The organism is Klebsiella sp. CN_Kp091, assembly GCF_040065095.1.
Taxonomy (GTDB): domain Bacteria; phylum Pseudomonadota; class Gammaproteobacteria; order Enterobacterales; family Enterobacteriaceae; genus Klebsiella; species Klebsiella aerogenes.
Genome location: NZ_JBEAIO010000008.1, coordinates 113,658 through 140,571, shown reverse-complemented (window position 1 = coordinate 140,571; position 26,914 = coordinate 113,658). Strand labels below are relative to the sequence as shown.

Genomic DNA, 26,914 nt, shown 5'->3' with positions numbered 1-26,914 from the left:
ATGTGAGGGCGCCTTTCACGCCGCAGATGCGTTGTCTGCGGCCCTCAACCCCGGTCACTTACTGATGTAAGCTCCCGGGGATTTCGGGTCTTGACGCCTTCCTGCAACGCGAAATGCTGGGTTAAATGTGAGGGCGCCTTTCACGCCGCAGATGCGTTGTCTGCGGCCCTCAACCCCGGTTGCGCTGCGCTTACCGGGGCTACAATTTCCAGGTAGCCCGGCTAAGCGAAGCGCCGCCGGGTTCTTCCCTGGTCACGCTGCGTTTATTGGGGCTACGGCTTAATGCTTCTCCCAACCATTCTGCTGGGCGCTGAAACCGAGCGCCTGCATAAATGCTGCCATTACGCCGCGGTCTTCCACCCCGCTATCGGCAACGCGCCAGCTATTGATATTCGGGTTATCGCTTAACGCCTCTTCCACTAAATATTGCCCAACGCCGCGGCGGCGGGTGACTTCACGCACGCACAGCTCGCTGAGCTCGCCTTCGACGCCGCGCAGGGTAACGCGTACGGCGCCGAGCAGACGTTCGTTAAAGCGGGCGACGTAAATACGATGGTTATCGTCCAGCATCAGCGTCGCAGGATCCTGCGACGGCCAGATTTTGCCTAAATCAATGCGATCCTGATCGCTGAAGTGCTGTAAACGGATAATAGTGAGCTTCATACGCGGCAGTTCCAGTCAAAACAGATGCGACAGTGTACTCAAATTTCTTGTTTGGCGGGGCGCTGTTTTGCACTCATTCATCAGGGGATTCGTTTTCCTGGTTGCGCGGGGGTAGCGCAATACATCATGGATCGAAAAATAAGCAGAATTTTAACCTGATATGTAGCGTTTTATTCCGCCTTATATGCCGTTATTTTATGCTGTGAACTGGACTTTTTTTTGTTTATCTTCGCCTAAAACCAGAATATTATCTTTTCTTAATCACCTGAAAAATAGAGATTTTAATCATAATTCAGGTAAAAAACCGCGCTAAACCATTAAACTTCATGGTAAAAATGGCGTTGTTTAATAAAAGCACAGAATGCTTTTTAACCATAAAAATACAAAACATTTACACCACATCACGAACGGGGTTCTGAAGCATGAAAAGGAACGCGAAAACGATCGTCGCGGGAGTCGTTGCATTAGCGATTTCCCACGCGGCGATGGCAAAGGATATTAAAGTCGCCGTCGTCGGCGCGATGTCTGGCCCGGTTGCCCAGTGGGGCGATATGGAATTCAACGGCGCGCGCCAGGCGATTAAAGACATTAACGCCAGCGGCGGCATTAAAGGCGACAAACTGGTTGGCGTTGAGTATGACGACGCCTGCGACCCGAAACAGGCGGTCGCGGTCGCTAACAAAATCGTCAATGACGGCATTCAGTACGTTATTGGCCACCTCTGTTCCTCCTCCACCCAGCCGGCTTCGGATATCTATGAAGATGAAGGCATCCTGATGATCTCCCCTGGGGCGACCAATCCGGAACTGACCCAGCGTGGCTACCAGTACATCATGCGTACCGCAGGTCTTGACTCTTCCCAGGGGCCGACCGCCGCGAAATATATCCTCGAACACGTGAAGCCGCAGCGTATTGCGATTATTCATGACAAGCAGCAGTACGGCGAAGGGCTGGCGCGTTCCGTGCAGGACAACCTGAAGAAAGCTGGCGCCAATATCGTCTTCTTTGATGGCATCACCGCCGGCGAGAAAGACTTCTCCGCACTGCTGGCGCGCCTGAAGAAAGAGAATATCGACTTTGTCTACTACGGCGGCTACTACCCGGAAATGGGGCAGATGCTGCGCCAGGCGCGCTCCGTCGGCCTGAAAACGCAGTTTATGGGGCCGGAAGGCGTCGGTAACGCCTCGCTGTCCAACATCGCCGGCGCGGCGGCGGAAGGTATGCTGGTGACGATGCCAAAACGCTATGACCAGGATCCGGCCAACAGCGCTATTGTTGATGCGCTGAAAGCGGATAAAAAAGATCCGAGCGGCCCGTACGTCTGGATCACCTATGCCGCCGTTCAGTCGCTGGCGCAAGCGATGGACAGAACCGGCAGCCAGCAGCCGCTGGATTTAATTAAAGATTTGAAAGCTCACGGCGCGAAGACCGTGATTGGGCCGCTGAATTGGGATGAAAAAGGCGATCTGAAGGGATTTGAATTTGGTGTCTTCCAGTGGCACGCGGATGGTTCATCCACCGTCGCTAAGTAAGACGCGTTATCCCACCGCCCGCACCGCGCGGGCGGCATGAAAAAGGTTACCTTATGTCCGAGCAGTTTCTCTATTTTCTGCAGCAGATGTTTAACGGCGTCACGCTGGGCAGTACCTATGCGCTGATCGCCATCGGCTATACGATGGTTTACGGCATTATCGGCATGATTAACTTCGCCCACGGCGAGGTCTACATGATCGGCAGCTACGTCTCGTTCATGATTATCGCCGCCCTAATGATGCTGGGGATCGATACCGGCTGGCTGCTGGTCGCCGCAGGCTTTATCGGCGCTATCATTATTGCCAGCGCCTACGGCTGGAGTATCGAGCGCGTGGCCTATCGGCCTGTACGCAGCTCCAAGCGCCTGATTGCGCTTATTTCCGCCATCGGGATGTCGATATTCCTGCAGAATTTCGTCAGCCTGACCGAAGGCTCGCGCGATGTCGCGCTGCCGAGTCTCTTTAACGGCCAGTGGATTGTCGGCCACAGCGATAATTTCTCCGCCACTATCACCACCATGCAGCTGGTCATCTGGGTCGTTACCTTTATCGCCATGTTGGCGCTGACGTTGTTTATTCGCTATTCGCGAATGGGCCGCGCCTGTCGTGCCTGTGCGGAAGATCTGAAAATGGCGAGCCTGCTGGGCATCAATACCGACCGCGTTATTGCGCTGACCTTCGTCATTGGCGCGGCGATGGCGGCGGTCGCAGGCGTTCTGCTGGGGCAGTTCTACGGCGTTATTAACCCCTACATCGGCTTTATGGCCGGGATGAAGGCCTTTACCGCCGCCGTGCTCGGCGGTATCGGCAGTATCCCTGGCGCGATGATCGGCGGCCTGATTCTGGGTATCGCCGAGGCGCTCTCTTCTGCCTATCTCAGCACCGAATATAAGGACGTCGTCTCCTTCGCGCTGCTGATTCTGGTGCTGTTAGTGATGCCGACCGGCATTCTGGGCCGCCCGGAGGTAGAAAAAGTATGAAACCGATGCAAATTGCGATGGCGCTGCTTTCCGCCGCGATGTTCTTTGTTCTGGCTGGCGTCTTTATGGGCGTGCAGCTGGAGTTGAATGGCACCAAACTGGTGGTCGACACCGCCGCCGATATTCGTTGGCAGTGGATCTTCATCGGCACTGCGGTGGTCTTTTTCTTCCAGCTGCTGCGCCCGCTGTTCCAGAAAGCGGTTAAGAACGTCTCCGGGCCGAAATTTATTATGCCGGCGATTGACGGGTCGACGGTCAAGCAGAAGCTGTTCCTGATAGCCCTGCTGGTCATTGCCGTGGCCTGGCCGTTTATGGTGTCGCGCGGCACGGTGGATATCGCCACCCTGACGATGATTTATATCATCCTTGGTCTCGGACTGAACGTGGTAGTTGGGCTTTCCGGCCTGCTGGTATTGGGCTACGGCGGGTTTTACGCCATCGGCGCCTATACCTTTGCGCTGCTTAACCACTATTACGGTCTCGGTTTCTGGACCTGCCTGCCGCTGGCCGGCCTGGTTTCCGCGGCGGCCGGCTTCCTGCTGGGCTTCCCGGTGCTGCGTCTGCGCGGCGACTATCTGGCGATTGTGACCTTAGGCTTCGGCGAGATCGTGCGCATTCTGCTGCTCAACAATACCGAGATCACCGGCGGGCCGAACGGTATCAGCCAGATCCCGAAACCGACTTTCTTTGGTCTTGAATTTAGCCGTACCGCCCGCGAAGGCGGCTGGGATACCTTCAGCAACTTCTTTGGCCTGAAGTACGATCCCAGCGACCGGGTGATTTTCCTCTACCTGGTGGCGTTGTTGCTGGTGGTGCTCAGCCTGTTCGTTATTAACCGTCTGCTGCGGATGCCGCTCGGGCGGGCGTGGGAAGCGCTGCGTGAAGATGAAATCGCCTGCCGTTCGCTGGGCCTGAGCCCGACGCGCATCAAGCTGACCGCCTTTACTATCAGCGCCGCGTTTGCCGGCTTCGCCGGCACGCTGTTCGCCGCGCGCCAGGGCTTCGTGAGCCCCGAATCCTTTACCTTCGCCGAGTCGGCCTTTGTGCTGGCGATCGTCGTGCTGGGTGGGATGGGCTCACAGTTTGCGGTGATCCTGGCGGCTATTCTGCTGGTGGTATCGCGCGAGCTGATGCGTGATTTCAACGAATACAGCATGTTAATGCTCGGTGGGTTGATGGTGCTGATGATGATCTGGCGTCCGCAGGGGCTGCTGCCGATGACGCGCCCGCAGCTGAAGCTGAAAAACGGTCAGGCGAAAGGAGAGCAGGCATGAGTCAGCCAATATTATCCGTGAACGGCCTGATGATGCGTTTTGGCGGCCTGCTGGCGGTCAATAACGTCTCCCTTGAGCTACGTCCGCAGGAAATCGTTTCCTTAATCGGCCCGAACGGCGCGGGTAAGACCACCGTTTTTAACTGCCTGACCGGTTTCTATAAGCCTACCGGCGGCACCATTATGCTGCGCGACCAGCACCTGGAAGGGCTGCCGGGCCAGCAGATTGCGCGGATGGGGGTGGTGCGAACCTTCCAGCACGTGCGTCTGTTCCGCGAAATGACGGTAATTGAAAATCTACTGGTGGCGCAGCATCAACAGCTGAAAACCGGCGTTTTCTCCGGCCTGCTGAAAACGCCGGCCTTCCGTCGCGCGCAGAGCGAAGCGCTGGATCGGGCCGCCACCTGGCTTGAGCGTATCGGCCTGCTGGAGCACGCCAACCGTCAGGCCAGTAACCTTGCCTACGGCGACCAGCGCCGGCTGGAGATCGCCCGCTGTATGGTGACGCAGCCAGAGATCCTGATGCTCGACGAACCGGCGGCGGGGCTTAACCCGAAAGAGACCAAAGAGCTGGATGAGCTTATCGCCGAGTTGCGTAGCCATCACAACACCACCATCCTGCTTATCGAACATGATATGAAGCTGGTGATGGGCATTTCCGATCGCATCTACGTCGTGAACCAGGGGACGCCGCTGGCCAACGGGACGCCGGAAGAGATTCGTAATAACCCGGACGTGATCCGCGCCTATTTAGGTGAAGCATAATGGTGGTGACGCATAAGATGGAAAAAGCGATGTTAACTTTTGACAATGTTAGCGCCCACTACGGCAAGATCCAGGCGCTGCACAACGTCAGCCTGCATATCAAACAAGGTGAGATCGTCACGCTTATCGGCGCCAACGGTGCGGGGAAAACTACCCTGCTCGGTACGCTGTGCGGCGATCCGCGGGCCTCCAGCGGGCGCATTGTCTTTGACGGTAAGGATATTACCGACTGGCAGACGGCGAAAATCATGCGTGAAGCGGTGGCGATCGTGCCGGAAGGGCGACGCGTCTTTTCGCGCATGACGGTAGAAGAGAACCTGGCGATGGGCGGTTTTTTTGCCGACCGCGACCAGTTTCATACCCGCATCAAATGGGTGTATGAGCTGTTCCCGCGTCTGCATGAACGCCGTATTCAGCGCGCCGGCACCATGTCCGGCGGCGAGCAGCAGATGCTGGCGATCGGTCGCGCTCTGATGAGCCAGCCGCGCCTGCTGCTGCTTGATGAGCCCTCATTAGGGCTGGCGCCGATTATCATTCAGCAGATTTTCGACACCATCGAGCAGCTGCGTGAGCAGGGGATGACTATCTTCCTGGTGGAGCAAAACGCCAACCAGGCGCTGAAGCTCGCCGATCGCGGCTACGTACTGGAAAACGGTCACGTAGTGCTTGAGGATACCGGCGACGCGCTGTTGGCCAACGAGGCGGTGCGCAGCGCCTATCTCGGCGGTTAGTTCATCGTAACCCGGCGTCGTTCACTTCGCCGGTTTGTAGCCCGGGCGAGGCGCTTGCGCCGACCCCGGGAGCCGATCGCACAAATACATTTAAAAGAGCCTGTTGGCTCTTTTTTTGTACATGTATGTTGTACAATAAAAGAGTACAGCTTTGGAGGTTTTTATGAGAACGGTTAACTATAGCGAAGCCCGGCAAAATCTGGCCGATGTGCTGGAAAGCGCAGTGACAGGTGTACCTGTGACCATTACCCGTCGTGGGCATAAATCTGCAGTCATCATTAGCGCAGAAGAGTTTGAACGCTACCAGGCGGCCAGAATGGATGATGAGTTCGCGGCTATCATGGCGGTTCATGGTGATGAGATCAGGGAGCTTGCGGATAAATGACGCTGCAGATTATCTCAGCGGAAGAGATAATACAGTTTCACGACAGGCTGCTCCGCGTCACGCCTGGCGTTGCCGGTATGCCCGATCCGGGGCGTGCCGAAGCGATAATGTATAGGGTGCTAAACAAAATTGAATATGAAGGTGTGACAGACGTGTGGCGACTCGCTGCGATGCATTTGCTGGCGATTTCTCGCGGTCATATATTTAATGATGGTAATAAGCGTACGGCACTGTTTATCACCCTGCTTTTTTTAAAGCGAAATGGAATTATATTGTCGGCGAATCCGGACTTCGTCGGCATGACCGTCGAGGCGGCAGCAGGGCAACTTACCCTGGAACAGATTGTCGCGCGCTTGCGCGGATGACAGTTAACTCGTTGCAACCCGGCGGCGCTTCGCTTGGCCGGGCTACCCAAGCCGTTGTAGCCCGGGCGAGGCGCTTGCGCCGACCCCGGGAGCCGATCGTACAAATATTATCCGTGTCTCAGCTCCCACTTTACTTCCCCCATCCTTTCATCGGCTTGTCATCTCTCTGACCCGTTACTATCTTTTTTTTGTAATAAAAAAGTTATTTTTCTGTAATTCGAACATGTCATGTTACCCCGCGAACATAAAACGCGTGAAATCGCGCATCCGGAACAACAAGAGAGATAACCGATGATATCGTTACGACATACAGCTTTAGGACTGGCGCTTAGCCTGGCAGTTGCCGGTCAGGCACTGGCAGTAACCACCATCCCTTTCTGGCACTCGATGGAAGGGGAGTTGGGTAAAGAAGTTGATTCTCTGGCGCAACGTTTCAACGCGGCCAATCCTGATTACAAAATTGTTCCGGTGTATAAAGGCAACTACGAGCAAAGCCTGAGCGCCGGTATCGCCGCCTTCCGTACCGGCAACGCGCCGGCGATTCTGCAGGTGTATGAAGTCGGCACCGCTACCATGATGGCGTCAAAAGCCATTAAGCCGGTGTACCAGGTCTTTAGCGATGCGGGTATTAAGTTCGATGAATCGCAGTTCGTGCCGACGGTGTCCGGTTATTACACCGACTCAAAAACCGGCCATCTGCTCTCCCAGCCGTTTAACAGTTCCACACCGGTGCTGTACTACAACAAAGACGCCTTCAAGAAAGCGGGCTTAGACCCTGAGCAGCCGCCGAAAACCTGGCAGGATCTGGCGGCCTATACCGCGAAGCTGAAAGCGGCCGGAATGAAGTGCGGCTACGCCAGCGGTTGGCAGGGCTGGATCCAGATTGAAAACTTCAGCGTCTGGCACGGCCTGCCGGTCGCCACGAAAAATAACGGTTTTGACGGCACCGACGCGGTGCTGGAGTTCAACAAGCCGGAGCAGGTGAAACATATCGCCCTGCTCGAAGAGATGAACAAGAAGGGCGATTTCAGCTATTTCGGGCGTAAGGATGAATCCACCGAGAAGTTCTATAACGGCGACTGCGCGATCACTACCGCCTCATCCGGCTCGCTGGCGGATATTCGTCAGTATGCGAAATTCAACTATGGCGTCGGCATGATGCCTTACGACGCCGATGTGAAAGGCGCGCCGCAGAACGCCATTATCGGCGGGGCCAGCCTGTGGGTAATGCAGGGCAAGGACAAAGAGACCTACACCGGCGTGGCGAAGTTCCTCGACTTCCTGACCAAACCGGAAAACGCCGCCGAGTGGCACCAGAAAACCGGCTACCTGCCGATTACCACCGCGGCCTACGATCTGACGCGCCAGCAGGGCTTCTATGATAAGAATCCAGGTGCTGATATCGCCACCCGCCAGATGCTGAACAAGCCGCCGTTGCCGTTCACCAAAGGCCTGCGCCTGGGCAACATGCCGCAAATTCGCACCATCGTCGATGAAGAGCTGGAGAGCGTGTGGACCGGCAAGAAAACCCCGCAACAGGCGCTGGATTCCGCCGTTCAGCGCGGGAATCAACTGCTGCGCCGTTTCGAGCAAGCAACCAAATCGTAATCTGTAACTTGCCCGGTGGCGCTGTGCTTACCGGGCCTACGATGTGCCCTATGTAGGCCGGGTAAGGCGTAGCCGCCACCCGGCATTGTTCAGGAACCAAATCTCAATGTCATCATCCCGTCCGGTATTCCGCTCGCGCTGGCTGCCCTATGTGCTGGTCGCGCCGCAGCTGATTATCACGCTGATTTTCTTTATCTGGCCCGCGGGCGAAGCGCTGTGGTACTCGCTGCAGAGCGTCGATCCGTTTGGCCTTTCCAGCCAGTTTGTCGGCCTGGATAACTTCGTCACGCTGTTCCACGACCCGTACTATCTGGACTCTTTCTGGACGACCATAAAATTCAGCACCCTGGTAACCGTCAGCGGCCTGCTTATTTCGCTGTTTTTTGCCGCGCTGGTCGACTATGTGGTGCGCGGCAGCCGCTTTTATCAAACGCTGATGCTGTTGCCGTATGCCGTGGCTCCCGCCGTCGCGGCGGTGCTGTGGATCTTCCTCTTCAATCCCGGACGCGGGCTGATCACTCATTTCCTTGGCGAATTGGGTTACGACTGGAACCACGCGCAGAACAGCGGCCAGGCGATGTTCCTGGTGGTCTTCGCCTCGGTCTGGAAGCAGATAAGCTACAACTTCCTGTTCTTCTTCGCCGCGCTGCAGTCGATCCCGCGTTCGCTGGTTGAGGCCGCCGCCATCGACGGCGCCGGGCCGATTCGTCGCTTCTTCAAGCTGGCGCTGCCGCTGATTGCGCCGGTGAGTTTCTTCCTGTTGGTGGTCAACCTGGTTTACGCCTTCTTCGACACCTTCCCGGTAATTGATGCCGCCACCGCCGGCGGCCCGGTGCAGGCGACCACCACCCTAATCTACAAAATTTATCGCGAAGGTTTCGCCGGGCTCGATCTTTCCGCTTCCGCCGCGCAGTCGGTGGTGCTGATGTTCCTCGTCATTATCCTGACGGTGGTGCAGTTCCGTTACGTTGAAAGTAAGGTGCGTTACCAATGATTGAGAACCGTCGCGGGCTGACGATTTTCAGCCACACCATGCTGATTCTGGGCATTGCCGTCATTTTATTCCCGCTGTACGTCGCCTTCGTGGCGGCGACGCTGGATAACAAATCGGTGTTCGAAACGCCGATGACGCTGATTCCCGGAGGGCATCTGCTGGAGAACATGAAGACCATCTGGGTGAACGGGGTCGGCGTCAACAGCGCGCCGTTCTGGCTGATGATGCTCAACAGCTTCATCATGGCGTTCGCCATTACGGTCGGCAAAATCGTGGTGTCGATGCTTTCGGCGTTCGCCATCGTCTGGTTCCGCTTTCCGCTGCGTAACCTGTTCTTCTGGATGATCTTTATCACCCTGATGCTGCCGGTCGAGGTGCGTATTTTTCCGACGGTGGAAGTGATCGCCAACCTCAAAATGCTCGACAGCTATGCCGGGTTAACGCTGCCGTTGATGGCTTCGGCTACCGCCACCTTCCTGTTTCGCCAGTTCTTTATGACTCTGCCGGACGAGCTGATTGAAGCGGCGCGTATTGATGGCGCTTCGCCGATGCGCTTCTTTCGCGACATCGTGCTGCCGCTGTCGAAAACCAACCTCGCCGCGCTGTTCGTTATCACCTTTATCTACGGCTGGAACCAGTATCTATGGCCGTTGCTGATTATTCAGGATGTGAATCTTGGCACCGCCGTCGCCGGTATTAAAGGCATGATCGCCACCGGTGAAGGTACTACCCAGTGGAATCAGGTAATGGCGGCGATGCTGCTGACCCTGATCCCGCCGGTCGTCATCGTTTTAGCCATGCAGCGCGCGTTTGTGCGCGGCCTGGTCGATAGTGAGAAATAAAATGGCTGGTTTAAAACTACAGGCAGTAAGCAAAAGCTGGGATGGCAAAACCCAGGTAATTCAACCGCTGACGCTGGACGTGGCGGACGGGGAGTTTATCGTCATGGTCGGCCCGTCGGGCTGCGGGAAATCAACGCTGTTGCGGATGGTTGCCGGACTTGAACGAGTGACCAGCGGCGATATCTGGATTGACCGTAAACGGGTGACCGAAATGGAACCGAAGGATCGCGGCATCGCGATGGTGTTCCAGAACTATGCGCTTTATCCGCATATGAGCGTGGAAGAGAACATGGCGTGGGGATTGAAGATTCGCGGCATGGGTAAGGGATTGATTGCCGAGCGCGTGCAGGAGGCGGCGCGTATTCTTGAGCTGGATGGCCTGCTCAAGCGCCGCCCGCGGGAACTGTCCGGCGGTCAGCGCCAGCGCGTGGCGATGGGCCGCGCCATCGTGCGTGACCCGGCGGTATTCCTGTTCGACGAACCGTTGTCAAACCTCGACGCCAAGCTACGCGTGCAGATGCGTCTGGAACTGCAACAGCTGCATCGGCGCCTGAAAACCACCTCGCTGTATGTCACCCACGATCAGGTCGAAGCGATGACCCTTGCCCAGCGGGTGATGGTAATGAATAAGGGGATTGCCGAGCAGATCGGCACGCCGGTCGAAGTGTACGAAAAGCCCGCCAGCCGCTTTGTGGCAAGCTTTATAGGCAGCCCGGCAATGAATCTGCTGGAGGGGCGGGTGAGCGATGACGGCGGCCGCTTTGAGCTGGAAGGCGGCATACAGCTGCCGATGAATCACGAGCATCGGCGCTACGCCGGGCGTAAAATGACTCTCGGTATCCGCCCGGAGCACTTTATTTTAAGCTCGCAGGCGCAAGGCGGCATCCCGCTGCTGATGGATACGCTGGAAATTTTAGGTGCCGATAACCTCGCCCACGGGCGCTGGGGAGAGCAGAAGCTGGTGGTCAGATTGCCGCATCAGCAGCGCCCGGCGGGCGGCAGTACGCTATGGCTGCATCTGCCATTGGAACATCTGCACCTCTTTGATGGTGAAACAGGACAACGCGCATGAGTAACTGGCCTTATCCCCGCATCGTCGCCCATCGCGGCGGCGGTAAACTGGCGCCGGAGAACACCCTGGCGGCTATCGACGTCGGCGCCCGCTTCGGGCACACGATGATTGAATTTGACGCCAAGCTGTCGAAGGACGGGCAGATCTTTCTGCTGCATGACGATAATCTCGAACGCACCAGCAACGGCTGGGGCGTGGCGGGCGAGCTGGCGTGGGACGATCTGCTGAAGGTTGATGCCGGCAGCTGGTTCAGCCGCGAGTTTAAGGGCGAACCGCTGCCGCTGCTCTCCCAGGTAGCGGAGCGTTGCCGTCGTCACGGTATGATGGCGAATATCGAAATTAAGCCGACTACCGGGCAAGGGCCGCAGACCGGCAAAGTGGTGGCGCTGGCCGCGCGCGATTTGTGGAAAGGCATGACCGCGCCGCTGCTCTCATCCTTTGAAATTGATGCGCTGGAAGCGGCGCAGGAAGCCGTGCCCGAGCTGCCGCGCGGGTTGCTGCTGGATGAGTGGCGCGATGACTGGCGCGAATTGACCGCCCGGCTGGGCTGCGTGTCAATTCATCTCAACCACAAGCTGCTGGATGCGGCGCGGGTGGCGAGCCTGAAACAGGCCGGCCTGCATATTCTGGTGTATACGGTCAATAAACCCCAGCGCGCCGCCGAGCTGCTGCGCTGGGGCGTAGACTGCATATGCACCGATGCTATTGACGTCATCGGGCCGAATTTCCAGCCTTAAGACTGATTTACGGCGGACGATCTTTACGGGGTAGTCTGCCGCAGCATCCCGCCGTTGTTGTTCGGCAGTACCTGCGGTTGCGTATTGAGATTGCCGCCCTGCGCCGCGCGCTGCTGATTGGTCTGCAGCTGATTTTGCAAATGCTGTTGCTGCATATGCGTCTGATTATTCAGATTCTGCTTCAGCATGCTTTGCTGCTGCTGTTGCTGCACCTTCATCTCATTTTGCATACGCTGCTGGCTGGGCACCACATAACCCGGCTGGTTAGGGTTGTTATCGATGTTAATCGGCTGTGCTAAAACGCCGAGCGGCATCAGCGCCGCCAGGAATAAAATCGCTTTCATTGTTTTCTCCTCCCGTGCGTGGGATCACTTAAGTGTACCTCGAATTCGCCATAACAATGATTTTTTAGGAGTTATCAACCAGGCTTAAGCCGGGAGATAAAACCTACTTTTCAGGAGTAAGACAATGATAAAAACAACAATATGGCGTCAGGTGGTCATCGCAGCGTTACTGGCGGGGGGCAGCTTTACCGTTGCCGCCAATCCGCCGCCCCCGCCGCCTGTCTCGTATGGCGTTGAGGAAGACGTGTTTCACCCAGTGCGCTCCCAGCAGGGGATGGTGGCCTCGGTGGATGCGCTGGCGACCCGCGTCGGCGTAGATATTCTGCGCCAGGGCGGCAACGCCGTCGATGCAGCGGTTGCCGTTGGCTATGCGCTGGCGGTGACGCATCCGCAGGCCGGTAATATCGGCGGCGGCGGCTTTATGATGCTGCGAACTAAAGACGGTAAAACCACGGCGATCGATTTCCGCGAGATGGCCCCGGAACAGGCCACCCGCGATATGTTCCTCGATGAACATGGCAATCCTGATAGTAAAAAATCGCTGACTTCACATCTCGCTTCCGGTACCCCAGGCAGTGTCGCGGGCTTCTCCCTCGCGCTGGAAAAATACGGCACTATGCCGCTGAATAAGGTGGTCCGCCCGGCGATTAAGCTGGCGGAGGAGGGGTTTATCGTTAACGATGCGCTGGCTGACGATTTAAAAACCTACGGCAGCGAAGTGATCCCGCAGCATGAAAACAGCAAAGCGATTTTCTGGAAGAACGGCGAGCCGCTGAAAAAAGGCGACCGGCTGGTGCAAAAGAATCTGGGTAAAAGCCTGGAGTTGATTGCCGAGCACGGCCCGGACGCCTTCTATAAAGGGGCTATCGCCGACCAGATTGCCGGTGAGATGAAAAAACACGGCGGGCTTATCACCAAAGCCGATCTCGCCAACTACAAGGCCGTGGAGCGTACGCCGATTAGCGGTGAATATCGCGGCTATGAGGTCTACTCCATGCCGCCGCCGTCCTCTGGCGGGATCCACATCGTGCAGATCCTCAATATCCTCGAAAACTTCGATATGCAGAAATATGGTTTTGGCAGCGCCGACGCCATGCAGGTAATGGCGGAGGCGGAGAAACACGCCTATGCCGACCGTTCTGAATATCTCGGCGACCCTGACTTCGTCAAAGTGCCGTGGCAGGCGTTGACCAGCAAGGCTTACGCCAAAGCGATTGCCGCCGAGATTGACGTGAACAAGGCGAAGCCTTCCAGCCAGATCCGTCCGGGCAAGCTGGCGCCGTATGAAAGCAACCAGACCACCCACTTCTCGGTGGTCGATAAAGACGGCAATGCGGTGGCGGTCACCTATACGTTGAATACCACCTTTGGCACCGGCATCGTGGCCGGCGACTCCGGAATTATACTCAACAACCAGATGGATGATTTCTCGGCGAAGCCCGGCGTGCCTAACGTTTATGGTTTAGTCGGCGGCGACGCCAATGCGGTGGGGCCGAAAAAACGCCCGCTATCGTCGATGTCGCCGACGATTGTGGTGAAAGGCGGGAAAACCTGGCTGGTGACCGGTAGCCCGGGCGGTAGCCGTATTATTACCACCGTGCTGCAAATGGTGGTCAACACCATTGATTTCGGAATGAACGTCGCGGAGGCCACCAATGCGCCGCGCTTCCATCACCAGTGGCTGCCGGACGAGCTGCGGGTGGAGAAAGGTTTTAGCCCGGATACCGTGAAATTGCTGGAAGCGAAAGGGCAGAAAGTCGCGCTGAAAGAGGCGATGGGTAGTACCCAGAGCATTATGGTGGGGCCGGACGGTACGCTGTATGGCGCCTCCGATCCGCGTTCGCCCGGTGATTTGACCGCGGGGTATTAAGGTGTTGCCCGGTGGCGCTGCGCTTACCGGGCCTACAAGTGTGCGAACGTAGGCCGGGTAAGGCGAAGCCGCCACCCGGCAACACGCTACTTCATTCTCGCCATATAATACGCATCCACATACTCGCCGTTGCGCAGCGCATAGCGCCTGCCGGTGCCTTCGATCTCAAAGCCGTACTTCTTATACACCGCGACCGCCGGGGCGTTATCGGCAAAGACGGTGAGCTCGATGCGATCGACCCGCAGCCAGTTGTCGCACATATCAATCATGGTACGCATCAGGGCGCTGGCGACGCCGCGGTTATGCCAGCGCGAATCTACGCTGATACCAAAATCGGCGACGTGGCTACGGCGGGGGCGTTGGACGACGGCAATGCTTAAATGGCCGACGACTTGCCCATCGATACAGGCCACCAGCTGCTTCACGCCGGGAGTATCGGTTAGCCGCTCCCGCCACATATGCTCCGATGGATGAGGAACCTGTAGCGTGTTGTGATACACCTCCGGCTGGGCGTGAATTTGACGAATCGCGTCAACATCTTTCGGTTCAGCATGGCGTATCACGATGTCACTCATTCCTTGTTCCTCATTTGGTTAAAAAGACCCTTTAAACATCACTGACTCCGGCGTTCGAGTCAACACGCATTATTTGCAAAAAAATGTAGACAAGTGCGAATGAGAATGATTATTATTGTCCTGCATTCAGGGAGACCCTTGCGGAAAGCCTGAAAGCACGACATTGCTCACATTGCTTCCAGTATTACTTTAGCCAGCCGGGTGCTGGCTTTTTTTTGCGCTCATTTCAGGCGTGTTGCGATTTGGCGGATTTCACCGCTTCTTCTGCGACCAGGCCGACGATATTGTTTTTATTTTTGCTCTCCGCGGTGGCCAACACTTCGGCGCTGCCGGTAAAGAGGCCGCCCTTTTTAATCGCCAGCGTGCGATAGGCGAGGGTGCCGTCGAGGTTGCCATGTTCCTCAATAGCGATGCTATCGCCACGGCACTGGCCATGTACCTTGCCGTCGACGATCAGTTCCCGGCAACTGATATTGCCCTCCACGTGACCCTCGCGCATCACCTTAATCAGATGTTCTTTGGCCTCAATGTTGCCGGTGACCTGGCCATGTATATAAACATGGCCGCAGGCGACGATGTTGCCGACAAAATGCACCCCGCTGGCGATCACCGTGGTTTCCTGTTTTTTGATGCTTGCTGTTTCTGGCTCTGCTGCCGCCACGGTTGGCACAGCGACTTCAGCAGCCTGCGCTTCGGTTTTATTTTTCTTCATAAACATAGCGTTAATTTTTTCCCGTTGGGTATGAATAAGGAATGCGAAGAGGGTACAGACGGCCGCCAGGCGCGCCAGCGCGATCTCATCGCTAAACCAGGCGATCAGTGCGAGAAGCCAGAAAAAAATGGCGCAGTTTATGGCGAGATACGTTTTTTCCATCAGCAGCGGCTGGCTACTCCGTTAGTCTTTAGCAACGTCCTGGTTTTGCCCTTCACTTATCCGCAGTTTCGTCATTGGGATCAAGACTTTCTGTTGAAAAATGGCGTTTTAATCGCTTATTAATCAATCTCTTATTAAAAATTACGTATGAGTGATAACCGAAATATTTTGCCGGTGAATTTTCCTGCTTAGAGGAAAAGGGGGATGAAGTGAGCCGCCTGCTTGCGCTATGGTTAAAGGCAGCACATCAACTAAGGACAGCGTTATGATTCTGCACTGCGCATTTATTGGCTTTGGTAAAAGCACGACCCGCTACCACCTTCCTTACGTCCTGCATCGCAAAGACCGCTGGCACGTCGCGCATATTTATCGCCGCAGCGCCAGGCCGGAAGAACAGGCGCCGGCGTATTCCCATATCCACTTCACCAGCGACCTCGATGAAGTACTGAACGACCCGCAGGTCAAGCTGGTAGTGGTCTGCACCCATGCCGATAGCCACTTCGAATACGCGAAGCGGGCGCTGGAAGCAGGGAAAAACGTATTGGTTGAAAAACCCTTCACCCCGACGCTTGCAGAGGCGAAGACCCTGTTCGCGCTGGCGAAAAGCAAAGGGTTGACGGTAACGCCTTACCAGAACCGCCGCTTCGACTCCTGTTTCCTGACCACCAAAAAGGTGATTGAAAGCGGTAAGCTCGGCGAGCTGGTGGAAATTGAAAGTCATTTTGATAACTACCGACCGGTGGCGGAAACCCTCCAGGGGGGACCGCAAAGCGGCGATTTCTACGGCCTCGGGGTGCATACCATGGACCAGATCATTTCGCTGTTTGGTCGCCCGGATCATGTTTCCTACGATCTGCGATCACTACGCAATAAAGCCAATCCCGATGACACGTTTGAAGCTCAACTGTTTTATGGCGACCTGAAAGCGATCGTCAAAACCAGCCATCTGGTGCAGATTGACTACCCGAAATTTATCGTTCATGGCCATAAAGGCTCGTTTGTGAAATACGGCATTGACCAGCAGGAGACCAGCCTGAAGGCCAACATTATGCCGGGCGACGCGGGGTTCGGCGCTGATGACAGCGTAGGGCAACTGGTCTACATCAACGAGGCGGGCGTGGAGGTACGTGAAGAGGTGCCGCTGGAAAGCGGCGACTACGGACGAGTGTATGACGCGCTGTATGACACCCTCGTTAACGGCCAGCCGAATTACGTCAAGGAATCTGAAGTTCTCACCAATATGGAGATTCTGCAGCGCGGCTTTGAACAGCCTTCTCCGGCTACTATTACCCTCGCAAAATAAGAAAATCTGGCTCCTCGTCGCTTGTTCATATTTTTTGAACAGAGGAGTCAATTTTCACCCTCTATGATCGCCGGCGGAATGGGTCCACACTTACTCCATCGAAAACATACGGGGGTGCAACATGATCTACTTACGCAAAGCTAACGAACGTGGCCACGCTAACCATGGCTGGCTGGATTCCTGGCATACTTTCTCTTTCGCCAACTACTACGACCCGAACTTTATGGGGTTCTCCGCGCTGCGCGTGATTAACGATGACGTAATCGACGCCGGCCAGGGGTTTGGCACCCATCCGCACAAAGACATGGAAATCCTGACTTATGTGCTGGAAGGCGCGGTTGAGCACCAGGACAGCATGGGTAACAAAGAGCAGGTTCCGGCTGGCGAGTTCCAGATTATGAGCGCGGGTACCGGCGTACGTCACTCTGAGTACAACCCGAGCAGCACCGACCGCCTGCGTTTGTATCAGATCTGGATTATTCCAGAAGAAACCGGCATTACGCCGCGCTACGAGCAGCGCCGCTTTGATGCCGCGCAGGGCAAACAGCTGGTGCTGTCGCCAGATGCGCGCGAGGGTTCGCTGAAAGTGTACCAGGATATGGAGCTGTATCGCTGGGCGCTGCTGAAAGATGAGCAGTCGGTTCACCAGATTGCCGCGGAACGTCGCGTGTGGATCCAGGTAGTGAAAGGCGAAGTGACGATTAACGGCACCAAAGCCACCACCAGCGATGGTCTGGCGATTTGGGACGAGCAGGCGATTTCGGTTCACGCCGACAGCGATAGCGAAATATTGCTGTTCGATCTGCCGCCGGTTTGATAGTTATCTGAGCCAGGTTAAATAAATTGCGCAACCTTCTCCAACATCGGGGAAGGTTGCGCTTTGTCCGTGATAAACTGAGAAAATGTTTCCCAGCCGATCACAGTCAGGACGATGAAAAAGAAAAGACCCGTACTTCAGGATGTAGCCGATCTTGTCGGCGTGACCAAAATGACGGTCAGTCGCTATTTACGTAACCCGGAACAGGTTTCTGAGGCCCTGCGTGGCAAGATTGCCGTTGCACTCGATGAGCTGGGTTATATTCCCAATCGCGCTCCTGATATTCTCTCCAACGCCACCAGCCGCGCCATCGGCGTGCTGCTGCCATCGTTAACCAACCAGGTCTTCTCGGAAGTGCTGCGCGGCATCGAAAGCGTCACCGACGCCTTCGGTTATCAAACCATGCTGGCGCACTACGGCTATAAGCCGGAGATGGAAGAGAAGCGTCTCGAATCGATGCTCTCCTGGAATATTGACGGCCTGATCCTCACCGAACGTACCCACACGCCGCGCACGTTGAAAATGATTGAAGTCGCCGGCATCCCGGTGGTTGAGCTGATGGACAGCCAGTCGCCGTGCCTCGACATTGCCGTCGGTTTCGATAACTTCGAAGCGGCGCGGCAGATGACGGCGGCGATTATCGCCCGCGGCCACCGCCACGTTGCTTATCTCGGCGCGCGTCTGGATGAACGTACTATCATCAAACAGAAGGGGTACGAGCAGGCGATGCTTGATGCCGGCATGACGCCCTACAGCGTGATGGTGGAGCAATCTTCTTCCTACTCGTCGGGGATTGAGCTGATGCGTCAGGCGCGCCGCGAATATCCACAGCTCGACGGCATCTTCTGTACCAACGATGACCTCGCGGTCGGCGCGGCGTTCGAGTGTCAGCGTCTGGGTCTGAAAATTCCGGACGACATGGCGATAGCCGGTTTCCACGGTCACGATATCGGTCAGGTGATGGAGCCGCGTCTTGCCAGCGTACTGACCCCACGTGAGCGCATGGGGCGCATCGGCGCCGAGCGTCTGCTGGCGCGCATCCGTGGTGAGACGATTACCCCTAAGATGTTAGATTTAGGTTTCACATTGTCACCGGGTGGATCTATTTAAATCGACAAGTTTGAAGTAGATCACACATATTCACATCTGGCACGAATGGTTATTGCTTCTCCCAGGGTCCGGCATGACAATGTTACCGATAACAGTTACCCGTAACACTTGCCCGTAATCATTAATCAGTACGCCGCCTTCGCGCTGTATCAGTCAGCTCCGACGCGGCGCACCAGTCCAGTGGGAGGACGCTTTGAGCACGACTAACCATGATCACCACGTCTATGTCCTGATGGGCGTTTCCGGCAGCGGTAAATCCGCCGTCGCCAGCGAAGTGGCGCATCAACTGAAAGCCGCGTTTCTCGATGGCGATTTTCTGCATCCGCGCAGCAACATCACCAAGATGGCTTCCGGCGAGCCGCTGAACGACGATGACCGCACCCCGTGGCTGCAGGCGTTGAATGACGCGGCATTCGCCATGCAGCGCACCAACAAAGTTTCGCTGATCGTCTGTTCGGCGCTGAAAAAAAGCTACCGCGACATTCTGCGCAAGGGCAACCCGAACCTCTCCTTTATCTACCTGAAAGGCGACTTCGACGTGATTGAAAGCCGTCTGAAGGCGCGTAAAGGGCACTTCTTCAAAACCCAAATGTTGGTGACGCAGTTTGAAACACTGCAGGAACCAGGCGCTGACGAAAGCGATGTGCTTATCGTCGATATCGACCAGTCACTGGAAGGCGTGGTCGCCAGCACCATTGAGGTGATTAACAAAGGCAGTAACTAGTGAGTACTTTAACGCTTGTTTTAACAGCAGTCGGCTCGGTATTGCTGCTGCTGTTTTTAGTCATGAAGGCGCGTATGCACGCCTTCGTGGCTTTGATGGTGGTTTCTATTGGCGCAGGTCTCTTTTCCGGTATGCCGCTGGATAAAATCGCGGCGACGATGGAAAAAGGGATGGGCGGCACGCTGGGCTTCCTGGCGATAGTCGTCGCGCTGGGCGCGATGTTCGGTAAAATTTTGCATGAAACCGGCGCGGTCGACCAGATTGCGGTGAAAATGCTGAAATCCTTCGGCCACAACCGCGCGCACTATGCGATTGGTCTTGCCGGCCTTATCTGCGCGCTGCCGCTATTCTTTGAAGTGGCGATCGTGCTGCTGATTAGCGTCGCGTTTTCCATGGCGCGCCATACCGGCACTAACCTCGTGAAGCTGGTGATCCCGCTGTTCGCCGGCGTAGCCGCCGCCGCGGCATTCCTGCTGCCGGGGCCCGCGCCGATGCTGCTGGCTTCGCAGATGCACGCCGATTTCGGCTGGATGATCCTGATTGGCCTCTGCGCTGCTATTCCGGGGATGATTATCGCCGGCCCGCTGTGGGGTAACTTCATCAGCCGCTACGTTGAGCTGCACATTCCTGACGATATCAGCGAACCGCATCTCGGCGAAGGTAAAATGCCGTCCTTCGGCTTTAGCCTCTCGCTGATCCTGCTGCCGCTGGTGCTGGTCGGCTTGAAAACCATCGCCGCGCGCTTTGTGCCGGTGGGATCCACCGCCTATGAATGGTTCGAGTTTATCGGCCACCCATTCACCGCGATTCTGGTTGCCTGCCTGGTAGCGATTTACGGCCTGGCGGTACGTCAGGGGATGGAGAAAGATCGCGTGATGGAGATCTGCGGCGCGGCGCTGCAGCCGGCGGGTATTATTCTGCTGGTGATTGGCGCAGGCGGCGTCTTCAAGCAGGTGCTGGTGGACTCCGGCGTCGGCCCGGCGCTCGGCGAAGCGCTGACTGGCCTGGGTCTGCCGATTGCGATTACCTGCTTTGTGCTGGCGGCTGCCGTGCGTATTATTCAGGGCTCCGCGACCGTGGCGTGTCTGACGGCGGTCGGCCTGGTGATGCCGGTCATTGAGCAACTGAACTACAGCGGCGCGCAAATGGCGGCTCTCTCCATCTGTATCGCGGGTGGTTCGATTGTGGTGAGCCACGTAAACGATGCCGGCTTCTGGCTGTTCGGTAAGTTCACCGGCGCCAGCGAAGCGCAGACGCTGAAAACCTGGACGATGATGGAAACCATCCTTGGCACCACCGGCGCCATTGTCGGGATGATTGCTTTCCAGCTGCTGAGCTAAGTAAAAATAATTTCCCCGGACGCCACCACGGTATCCGGGGGAAAAACCAGGGTAATACCGCTTACCCTGGATTCTCTTCGGTAACACGCTTTTTTCCCCTCTTTTCCACTTCCTTTTGCCGTGAATATCAGCTCTACGACAATGATCGTATTGCTCGTCAGGCCTTGCGGCACAAGGCTTTGTCCGTTTTTTTTCGCAAGCGTGAAAGCAATATTTTTCGCGCTGAATCCATAATCAGGATCAATAAAATAGCGACGGAAAATATTCCATTACGCGGGTTATTTGCCCGATAATCTTTACGCTTTTTATGACTACCAGCGACGGTAGGCGGAGTGCGGGATAAGTTGCTTTTCTGATTGGCGCGCAATCATTGATTAATTTCACTTGCGACTTTAGCTGCATTTTGTAATGTGAAGGACATCCCAGTTGGAAACTGGCCTGGCACTAACAGCACACACCTCGCAGGAATACGTTATGAAAAATGTTGGTTTTATCGGTTGGCGTGGAATGGTCGGCTCTGTTCTCATGCAACGCATGGTGGAAGAGCGTGATTTCGACGCCATTCGCCCTGTTTTCTTCTCCACCTCTCAGCTGGGTCAGCCCGCGCCGTCATTCGGCGGCAGTACCGGGGGGACGCTTCAGGATGCATTCGATCTGGAAGCGCTGAAGGCGCTGGACATTATTGTTACCTGCCAGGGCGGCGATTACACCAACGAGATTTACCCGAAGCTGCGCGAAAGCGGCTGGCAGGGGTACTGGATTGACGCGGCGTCTTCGCTGCGCATGAAAGACGATGCGATCATTATTCTCGACCCGGTTAACCAGGATGTGATTACCGCTGGCCTGAATAACGGCATCAAAACCTTCGTCGGCGGCAACTGTACGGTGAGCCTGATGCTGATGTCCCTCGGCGGCCTGTTTGCCCATGACCTGGTGGAGTGGGTCAGCGTGGCGACTTACCAGGCGGCTTCCGGCGGCGGCGCGCGCCATATGCGCGAACTGCTGAGCCAGATGGGCCAACTGCATGGCCACGTGGCGAGCGAGCTGGCGAACCCGGCTTCCGCGATTCTCGATATCGAGCGCAAAGTGACGTCGCTGACCCGCAGCGGCGACCTGCCGGTCGATAACTTTGGCGTGCCGCTGGCGGGCAGCCTGATCCCATGGATCGACAAACAGCTTGATAACGGCCAGAGCCGCGAAGAGTGGAAAGGCCAGGCGGAGACCAACAAAATTCTCGCCACCGCGTCGCCGATCCCGGTCGATGGTCTGTGCGTGCGCGTCGGCGCGCTGCGCTGCCACAGCCAGGCGTTTACCATCAAGCTGAAGAAAGATGTTTCTATCCCGACCGTTGAGGAGCTGTTGGCCGCGCATAACCCGTGGGCCAAAGTGGTGCCAAACGATCGTGAAATCACCATGCGCGAGCTGACCCCAGCCGCGGTGACCGGCACCCTGACCACCCCGGTAGGGCGCCTGCGTAAACTGAACATGGGTCCTGAGTATCTGTCGGCCTTTACCGTCGGCGACCAGCTGCTGTGGGGCGCCGCCGAACCGTTGCGCCGCATGCTACGACAGCTGGCGTAAACGCAGGACAAACGATAAGGGGTGTGGATACACCCCTTTTTTTTTGCGTAATACAAGGAGTAAACGCGGATGTTGGATTTTTCCCCACGGAGGTAACGCAGCCTTGGCTATGCTTTAAGTAAGGAGTTCCTTACCTGAAGGTGGGACGGAGCAGGAGGATGCACGTTGGTGCTGCGCCGTTCAGGTCAAAAAAGTCGCCGGTTACAGGAAAGGGCGACACTTACAACAGGATGAAAGCATGTCGAATCGAATCGATAGAGACGTGATTAATGCGCTTATTGCAGGTCATTTCGCGGATCCCTTTTCCGTGCTTGGCATGCACCGCACCGAGGCGGGGCTGGAAGTTCGCGCATTATTACCAGACGCCACCGAAGTGTGGGTTATTGAACCAAAAACCGGGCGTAAAGTCGGCAAACTCGAATGCCTCGATTCGCGCGGATTCTTTAGCGGCCTGCTGCCGCGGCGTAAAAACGCTTTTCGCTACCAGCTGGCCGTCACCTGGCACGGACAGCAAAACCTGATTGACGACCCTTACCGTTTCGGCCCGCTGCTGCAGGATGTTGACGCCTGGCTGTTGTCCGAGGGAACGCACCTGCGCCCTTACGAAACCCTGGGCGCGCACGCCGACACCATGGATGGCGTCACCGGTACGCGCTTTTCGGTTTGGGCGCCTAATGCCCGGCGGGTTTCCGTAGTGGGGCAATTTAACTACTGGGATGGTCGACGCCATCCGATGCGCCTGCGCAAAGAGTCTGGTATCTGGGAACTCTTCATCCCCGGCGCGCTTAATGGCCAGCTGTATAAATTCGAGCTGATCGATGCCCACGGCAATCTGCGCGTCAAAGCCGACCCTTACGCCTTTGAGTCGCAAATGCGCCCGGAAAGCGCGTCGCTTATCTGCGATTTGCCGCCCAAAGTCGAACAGCCGGCGGAACGCAAAGCCGCGAACCAGTTCGATGCGCCGATCTCTATCTATGAAGTGCACCTCGGTTCCTGGCGCCGCCATACCGACAATAACTTCTGGCTAAGCTACCGCGAACTGGCGGACCAACTGGTGCCCTACGCAAAATGGATGGGCTTCACCCACCTTGAACTGCTCCCGGTGAACGAACACCCGTTCGACGGCAGTTGGGGCTACCAGCCGACCGGCCTCTACGCCCCGACACGCCGCTTCGGCACCCGTGAAGATTTCCGCTATTTCATCGATGCCGCCCACGCAGCAGGCCTTAACGTGATCCTCGATTGGGTTCCGGGCCATTTCCCGGCGGATGACTTTGCGCTGGCCTCATTTGACGGCACCTCGCTGTATGAACACAGCGATCCGCGCGAAGGTTATCACCAGGACTGGAATACCCTTATCTATAACTACGGCCGCCGCGAAGTCAGCAATTACCTGGTGGGTAACGCGCTGTACTGGATCGAGCGCTTCGGCATTGACGCGCTGCGCGTCGACGCGGTGGCGTCGATGATCTACCGCGACTACAGCCGTAAAGCGGGCGAGTGGATCCCTAACGAATACGGCGGGCGGGAAAATCTCGAAGCGATCGAGTTTCTGCGTAACACCAACCGTATTCTCGGCGAGCAGACGCCAGGCGCGGTAACGATGGCGGAAGAGTCCACCGATTTTGCCGGCGTGACGCGCCCGCCCGCCGACGGCGGCCTCGGCTTCTGGTTCAAATGGAATCTCGGCTGGATGCACGACACGCTGGACTATATGAAGCTCGATCCGGTTCATCGTCGCTACCATCACGACAAAATGACCTTCGGCATGCTCTACAACTACACCGAGAACTTCGTGCTGCCGCTCTCCCACGATGAAGTGGTGCACGGCAAAAAATCGATTCTCGACCGCATGCCGGGGGACGCATGGCAGCGCTTTGCCAACCTGCGCGCCTATTACGGCTGGCTGTTCGCCTTCCCGGGCAAAAAGCTGCTGTTTATGGGCAATGAATTTGCCCAGGGCCGCGAGTGGAATCACGACGCCAGTCTCGACTGGCATCTGCTGGAGGGCGGCGACAACTGGCACCATGGCGTCCAGCGGCTGGTGCGCGACCTGAACCACACCTACCGCCACCATAAAGCGCTGCATGAACTTGATTTCGATCCCTACGGCTTCGAATGGCTGGTGGTCGACGATCATGAGCGTTCGGTATTTATCTTTGTGCGCCGCGATAAAGCCGGCAATGAGATTATCGTCGCCAGCAACTTCACCCCGGTGCCGCGCCACAACTACCGTTTCGGCATTAACCAGCCGGGACGCTGGCGCGAAGAATTGAACACTGACTCGATGCATTATCACGGCAGTAACGCCGGAAATGGCGGCGTGGTTGAGAGCGAGCCCGTCGCCAGCCATGGTCGTCAGCATTCGTTGTCGATTACCCTGCCGCCGCTGGCGACCATCTGGCTGGTACGGGAGGCCTGATGACGACGCTTGCCGCGGGAAAACCGGCGCCTTTGGGCGCCAGCTATGACGGCAAAGGGGTGAACTTCACCTTGTTTTCCGCCCACGCCGAGCGGGTGGAGCTCTGCGTGTTCGACCAGCAGGGCAACGAGCGGCGCTACGACCTACCGGCGCGCAGCGGCGACATCTGGCACGGCTGGCTGGCCGATGCGCGTCCGGGGCTACGCTACGGTTATCGGGTGCACGGGCCGTGGGATCCGGCGCAGGGGCATCGCTTCAATCCGGCCAAGCTGCTGCTCGACCCCTGCGCGCATCAGGTGGCGGGTGAACTGTTGGACGACGAGCGTCTGCATGGCGGGATGCATGAAGCGGATGCCCGCGATAGCGCAGCCATCGCGCCAAAGTCGCAGGTAGTCGATCTGCATTACGACTGGCTCGGCGATAAACCGCCGCGCACGCCGTGGGGCGAAACGGTCATTTATGAAGCCCACGTCAAAGGGTTGACCTGGCTGCATCCGGAGCTGCCGGAGGCGATCCGCGGCACCTATCAGGCGCTGGGCCACCCGTTGATGATCGACTATTTCCGCCGCCTGGGTATTACCGCGCTGGAGCTGATGCCGGTAGCGCAGTTCGCCAGCGAACCCCGCCTGCAGCGGATGGGGCTGAGCAACTACTGGGGCTACAACCCGCTGGCGCTGTTTGCGCTGGAGCCGCGCTACGCCAGCCAGCCGCAGCGGGCGCTCGATGAGTTCCGCGATGCGGTGAAAGCGCTGCACGCGGCGGGTATTGAGGTGATCCTCGATATCGTGCTGAACCATAGCGCGGAAATCGATCTTGAAGGGCCGACAGTCTCCCTGCGCGGTATCGATAACCGCAGCTATTATTGGATCAGGGACGACGGCGATTATCACAACTGGACCGGCTGCGGTAACACGCTCAACCTCAGTCATCCTGGCGTGGTGGAGTATGCCCTGCAGTGCCTGCGATTTTGGGTTGATGAGTGCCACGTTGACGGTTTTCGCTTCGACCTGGCGTCGGTGATGGGGCGCACGCCGGAATTTCGTCAGGACGCGCCGCTGTTTGAGGCCATTCGCCGCGACCCGGTATTGTCGGCGCTAAAGCTGATTGCCGAACCCTGGGATATTGGCCAGGGAGGTTATCAGGTGGGGAACTTCCCGCCGCTGTTTGCCGAATGGAACGACCATTTTCGCGATACCGCGCGCCGTTTCTGGCTGCAACAAAACGTGTCGTTGGGTGACTTCGCCCAGCGCTTCGCCGCCTCCAGCGACCTCTTTGCCCGCGATGGCAAGCGGCCTGCGGCGACGATCAATTTGATCACGGCGCATGATGGCTTCACCCTACGTGATTGTGTCTGTTTCAATCAGAAACACAATCAGGCGAACGGCGAAGAGAATCGCGATGGGACTAACAATAACTACAGCAACAATCATGGTATAGAGGGATTAGAAGCCAATCTTGCCGTGATTGAGCGGCGGCGCGATAGCGTACATGCGCTCCTGACCACGCTGCTGCTGTCGCAAGGAACGCCGATGCTGCTGGCGGGCGATGAGCATGGCCATAGTCAGCACGGAAACAATAATGCGTACTGTCAGGACAATGCTTTGACCTGGCTGGACTGGCGGCGGGCAAATCACGGATTAACCGCGTTTGTCGCCGCGCTTATCCACCTGCGTCGGCGCATTCCGGCGTTAACCCGTAATCAGTGGTGGCAGGAGCATGACGGCAACGTGAGCTGGCTCAATCAGCGCGGAGAACCGTTAAACGCCGACGAGTGGCAGCATGGCGCCGCGCGGCTGCAAATCCTGTTATCCGATCGCTGGTTGATCGCGCTGAATGCCACCGCTGAGGTGGCGGATATGGTTTTACCCGCGGGGGAGTGGCGCGCCGTTCCTCCATTCGCCGGAGAGGATAATCCGGTCATCATGGCTGTCTGGCATGGGCCCGCGCACGGAGTTTGCGTATTTCAAAGGTCATAGTCCCTGGGGGTTTTCGGCGCGTTCATGATGA

At 56.9% G+C, this 26,914-nt stretch carries 25 protein-coding genes; 21 read left to right on the top strand and 4 right to left on the bottom strand.

Annotation, left to right across the window (positions count from 1 at the left end; all coding sequences use genetic code 11):
- Window positions 1-279: 279 nt before the first annotated feature.
- Entirely contained in the window at window positions 280-663 is a 384-nt protein-coding gene (gene panM, locus ABLV17_RS09305; RefSeq protein ID WP_308957690.1) for an aspartate 1-decarboxylase autocleavage activator PanM, read from the bottom strand.
- A 422-nt stretch (window positions 664-1,085) separates the two neighbouring features.
- On the opposite strand from panM, the gene livK reads away from it, so the two are divergent.
- The 12 genes from livK (at window position 1,086) to ugpQ (ending at window position 11,947) form a co-directional block, all read left to right on the top strand.
- Window positions 1,086-2,195, top strand: coding sequence for a high-affinity branched-chain amino acid ABC transporter substrate-binding protein LivK (gene livK, locus ABLV17_RS09300; protein WP_047065884.1), 1,110 nt, complete (start codon window positions 1,086-1,088; stop codon window positions 2,193-2,195).
- 53 nt (window positions 2,196-2,248) lie between these two features.
- The gene (livH, locus tag ABLV17_RS09295; protein WP_015369323.1) at window positions 2,249-3,175 is read left to right on the top strand and encodes a high-affinity branched-chain amino acid ABC transporter permease LivH; all 927 of its coding nucleotides are present in this window, start codon (window positions 2,249-2,251) and stop codon (window positions 3,173-3,175) included.
- Window positions 3,172-4,449, top strand: a complete 1,278-nt coding sequence (livM, locus tag ABLV17_RS09290) for a branched chain amino acid ABC transporter permease LivM (RefSeq protein WP_015369324.1) — start codon at window positions 3,172-3,174, stop codon at window positions 4,447-4,449. Before livH ends, livM begins: the two co-directional genes overlap by 4 nt.
- Complete coding sequence (gene livG / locus ABLV17_RS09285) at window positions 4,446-5,213, top strand: high-affinity branched-chain amino acid ABC transporter ATP-binding protein LivG (RefSeq protein WP_015369325.1); 768 nt, start codon at window positions 4,446-4,448, stop codon at window positions 5,211-5,213. The genes livM and livG overlap by 4 nt, the downstream gene beginning before the upstream one ends.
- Window positions 5,214-5,230: 17 nt before the next feature.
- Window positions 5,231-5,944, top strand: coding sequence for a high-affinity branched-chain amino acid ABC transporter ATP-binding protein LivF (livF, locus tag ABLV17_RS09280; protein WP_086538103.1), 714 nt, complete (start codon window positions 5,231-5,233; stop codon window positions 5,942-5,944).
- A 163-nt stretch (window positions 5,945-6,107) separates the two neighbouring features.
- A complete protein-coding gene (locus ABLV17_RS09275; protein WP_004174006.1) occupies window positions 6,108-6,329 on the top strand; it encodes a type II toxin-antitoxin system Phd/YefM family antitoxin in 222 nt (73 codons plus the stop codon).
- Complete coding sequence (locus ABLV17_RS09270) at window positions 6,326-6,694, top strand: type II toxin-antitoxin system death-on-curing family toxin (RefSeq protein ID WP_064180470.1); 369 nt, start codon at window positions 6,326-6,328, stop codon at window positions 6,692-6,694. Before ABLV17_RS09275 ends, ABLV17_RS09270 begins: the two co-directional genes overlap by 4 nt.
- A gap of 291 nt (window positions 6,695-6,985) precedes the next feature.
- Window positions 6,986-8,302, top strand: coding sequence for a sn-glycerol-3-phosphate ABC transporter substrate-binding protein UgpB (gene ugpB, locus ABLV17_RS09265; RefSeq protein WP_271032831.1), 1,317 nt, complete (start codon window positions 6,986-6,988; stop codon window positions 8,300-8,302).
- Window positions 8,303-8,408: 106 nt separating this feature from the next.
- Entirely contained in the window at window positions 8,409-9,296 is an 888-nt protein-coding gene (gene ugpA / locus ABLV17_RS09260; protein ID WP_015369328.1) for a sn-glycerol-3-phosphate ABC transporter permease UgpA, read from the top strand.
- Window positions 9,293-10,138 (top strand): sn-glycerol-3-phosphate ABC transporter permease UgpE, encoded by an 846-nt coding sequence (gene ugpE, locus ABLV17_RS09255; RefSeq protein ID WP_015369329.1) that lies wholly within the window; start codon window positions 9,293-9,295, stop codon window positions 10,136-10,138. Before ugpA ends, ugpE begins: the two co-directional genes overlap by 4 nt.
- Before the next feature lies 1 nt (window position 10,139).
- Window positions 10,140-11,210 carry a sn-glycerol-3-phosphate import ATP-binding protein UgpC gene (locus ABLV17_RS09250; protein WP_015703701.1) on the top strand — a complete coding sequence of 357 codons (1,071 nt, stop codon included), beginning with the start codon at window positions 10,140-10,142 and terminating at the stop codon, window positions 11,208-11,210.
- Window positions 11,207-11,947 (top strand): glycerophosphodiester phosphodiesterase, encoded by a 741-nt coding sequence (gene ugpQ, locus ABLV17_RS09245; RefSeq protein ID WP_271032832.1) that lies wholly within the window; start codon window positions 11,207-11,209, stop codon window positions 11,945-11,947. The genes ABLV17_RS09250 and ugpQ overlap by 4 nt, the downstream gene beginning before the upstream one ends.
- A gap of 23 nt (window positions 11,948-11,970) precedes the next feature.
- Here ugpQ and ABLV17_RS09240 read toward each other — a convergent pair whose 3' ends face one another.
- A complete protein-coding gene (locus tag ABLV17_RS09240) occupies window positions 11,971-12,291 on the bottom strand; it encodes a DUF2756 family protein (RefSeq protein WP_271032833.1) in 321 nt (106 codons plus the stop codon).
- Between the two features lie 124 nt (window positions 12,292-12,415).
- Between ABLV17_RS09240 and ggt the strand changes: the two genes are divergently transcribed.
- Window positions 12,416-14,161, top strand: a complete 1,746-nt coding sequence (gene ggt / locus ABLV17_RS09235; protein ID WP_308957691.1) for a gamma-glutamyltransferase — start codon at window positions 12,416-12,418, stop codon at window positions 14,159-14,161.
- Between the two features lie 86 nt (window positions 14,162-14,247).
- Here the strand turns inward: ggt and yhhY are convergent, their stop codons facing one another.
- Complete coding sequence (gene yhhY / locus ABLV17_RS09230; protein ID WP_308957692.1) at window positions 14,248-14,736, bottom strand: N-acetyltransferase; 489 nt, start codon at window positions 14,734-14,736, stop codon at window positions 14,248-14,250.
- Window positions 14,737-14,962: 226 nt separating this feature from the next.
- Window positions 14,963-15,610, bottom strand: coding sequence for a polymer-forming cytoskeletal protein (locus tag ABLV17_RS09225; RefSeq protein WP_308957693.1), 648 nt, complete (start codon window positions 15,608-15,610; stop codon window positions 14,963-14,965).
- Window positions 15,611-15,875: 265 nt separating this feature from the next.
- Between ABLV17_RS09225 and ABLV17_RS09220 the strand changes: the two genes are divergently transcribed.
- The 8 genes from ABLV17_RS09220 (at window position 15,876) to glgX (ending at window position 26,883) form a co-directional block, all read left to right on the top strand.
- Complete coding sequence (locus ABLV17_RS09220) at window positions 15,876-16,913, top strand: oxidoreductase (RefSeq protein ID WP_308957694.1); 1,038 nt, start codon at window positions 15,876-15,878, stop codon at window positions 16,911-16,913.
- A 121-nt stretch (window positions 16,914-17,034) separates the two neighbouring features.
- Window positions 17,035-17,730, top strand: a complete 696-nt coding sequence (locus ABLV17_RS09215) for a pirin family protein (protein WP_045394827.1) — start codon at window positions 17,035-17,037, stop codon at window positions 17,728-17,730.
- 114 nt (window positions 17,731-17,844) lie between these two features.
- Complete coding sequence (gntR, locus tag ABLV17_RS09210) at window positions 17,845-18,840, top strand: gluconate operon transcriptional repressor GntR (protein WP_015369338.1); 996 nt, start codon at window positions 17,845-17,847, stop codon at window positions 18,838-18,840.
- Between the two features lie 193 nt (window positions 18,841-19,033).
- A complete protein-coding gene (gene gntK / locus ABLV17_RS09205; RefSeq protein ID WP_015369339.1) occupies window positions 19,034-19,564 on the top strand; it encodes a gluconokinase in 531 nt (176 codons plus the stop codon).
- Window positions 19,564-20,904: a gluconate transporter gene (gntU, locus tag ABLV17_RS09200; protein ID WP_048229970.1), complete on the top strand. Its 1,341-nt coding sequence runs from the start codon at window positions 19,564-19,566 to the stop codon at window positions 20,902-20,904. The genes gntK and gntU overlap by 1 nt, the downstream gene beginning before the upstream one ends.
- 474 nt (window positions 20,905-21,378) lie before the next feature.
- Window positions 21,379-22,485 (top strand): aspartate-semialdehyde dehydrogenase, encoded by a 1,107-nt coding sequence (gene asd / locus ABLV17_RS09195; RefSeq protein ID WP_113373957.1) that lies wholly within the window; start codon window positions 21,379-21,381, stop codon window positions 22,483-22,485.
- A 238-nt stretch (window positions 22,486-22,723) separates the two neighbouring features.
- Window positions 22,724-24,907 carry a 1,4-alpha-glucan branching enzyme gene (gene glgB / locus ABLV17_RS09190; protein WP_213794140.1) on the top strand — a complete coding sequence of 728 codons (2,184 nt, stop codon included), beginning with the start codon at window positions 22,724-22,726 and terminating at the stop codon, window positions 24,905-24,907.
- Window positions 24,907-26,883: a glycogen debranching protein GlgX gene (glgX, locus tag ABLV17_RS09185; RefSeq protein WP_113373955.1), complete on the top strand. Its 1,977-nt coding sequence runs from the start codon at window positions 24,907-24,909 to the stop codon at window positions 26,881-26,883. The genes glgB and glgX overlap by 1 nt, the downstream gene beginning before the upstream one ends.
- The last annotated feature ends 31 nt before the right edge of the window (window positions 26,884-26,914 follow it).

What these genes read in the sequence shown, in the direction of transcription:
- ugpE (WP_015369329.1), top strand. Translation starts at nt 9,293, where the DNA reads ATGATTGAGAACCGTCGCGGGCTGACGATTTTCAGCCACACCATGCTG.
- ggt (WP_308957691.1), top strand. Translation starts at nt 12,416, where the DNA reads ATGATAAAAACAACAATATGGCGTCAGGTGGTCATCGCAGCGTTACTG.
- ABLV17_RS09240 (WP_271032833.1), bottom strand. Translation starts at nt 12,291, where the DNA reads ATGAAAGCGATTTTATTCCTGGCGGCGCTGATGCCGCTCGGCGTTTTA.
- livM (WP_015369324.1), top strand. Translation starts at nt 3,172, where the DNA reads ATGAAACCGATGCAAATTGCGATGGCGCTGCTTTCCGCCGCGATGTTC.
- asd (WP_113373957.1), top strand. Translation starts at nt 21,379, where the DNA reads ATGAAAAATGTTGGTTTTATCGGTTGGCGTGGAATGGTCGGCTCTGTT.
- livK (WP_047065884.1), top strand. Translation starts at nt 1,086, where the DNA reads ATGAAAAGGAACGCGAAAACGATCGTCGCGGGAGTCGTTGCATTAGCG.
- yhhY (WP_308957692.1), bottom strand. Translation starts at nt 14,736, where the DNA reads ATGAGTGACATCGTGATACGCCATGCTGAACCGAAAGATGTTGACGCG.
- livG (WP_015369325.1), top strand. Translation starts at nt 4,446, where the DNA reads ATGAGTCAGCCAATATTATCCGTGAACGGCCTGATGATGCGTTTTGGC.
- glgX (WP_113373955.1), top strand. Translation starts at nt 24,907, where the DNA reads ATGACGACGCTTGCCGCGGGAAAACCGGCGCCTTTGGGCGCCAGCTAT.
- panM (WP_308957690.1), bottom strand. Translation starts at nt 663, where the DNA reads ATGAAGCTCACTATTATCCGTTTACAGCACTTCAGCGATCAGGATCGC.
- livH (WP_015369323.1), top strand. Translation starts at nt 2,249, where the DNA reads ATGTCCGAGCAGTTTCTCTATTTTCTGCAGCAGATGTTTAACGGCGTC.
- gntR (WP_015369338.1), top strand. Translation starts at nt 17,845, where the DNA reads ATGAAAAAGAAAAGACCCGTACTTCAGGATGTAGCCGATCTTGTCGGC.
- ugpB (WP_271032831.1), top strand. Translation starts at nt 6,986, where the DNA reads ATGATATCGTTACGACATACAGCTTTAGGACTGGCGCTTAGCCTGGCA.
- ABLV17_RS09225 (WP_308957693.1), bottom strand. Translation starts at nt 15,610, where the DNA reads ATGGAAAAAACGTATCTCGCCATAAACTGCGCCATTTTTTTCTGGCTT.
- ABLV17_RS09220 (WP_308957694.1), top strand. Translation starts at nt 15,876, where the DNA reads ATGATTCTGCACTGCGCATTTATTGGCTTTGGTAAAAGCACGACCCGC.
- ABLV17_RS09250 (WP_015703701.1), top strand. Translation starts at nt 10,140, where the DNA reads ATGGCTGGTTTAAAACTACAGGCAGTAAGCAAAAGCTGGGATGGCAAA.
- ABLV17_RS09270 (WP_064180470.1), top strand. Translation starts at nt 6,326, where the DNA reads ATGACGCTGCAGATTATCTCAGCGGAAGAGATAATACAGTTTCACGAC.
- ABLV17_RS09215 (WP_045394827.1), top strand. Translation starts at nt 17,035, where the DNA reads ATGATCTACTTACGCAAAGCTAACGAACGTGGCCACGCTAACCATGGC.
- ugpQ (WP_271032832.1), top strand. Translation starts at nt 11,207, where the DNA reads ATGAGTAACTGGCCTTATCCCCGCATCGTCGCCCATCGCGGCGGCGGT.
- ugpA (WP_015369328.1), top strand. Translation starts at nt 8,409, where the DNA reads ATGTCATCATCCCGTCCGGTATTCCGCTCGCGCTGGCTGCCCTATGTG.
- livF (WP_086538103.1), top strand. Translation starts at nt 5,231, where the DNA reads ATGGAAAAAGCGATGTTAACTTTTGACAATGTTAGCGCCCACTACGGC.
- ABLV17_RS09275 (WP_004174006.1), top strand. Translation starts at nt 6,108, where the DNA reads ATGAGAACGGTTAACTATAGCGAAGCCCGGCAAAATCTGGCCGATGTG.
- glgB (WP_213794140.1), top strand. Translation starts at nt 22,724, where the DNA reads ATGTCGAATCGAATCGATAGAGACGTGATTAATGCGCTTATTGCAGGT.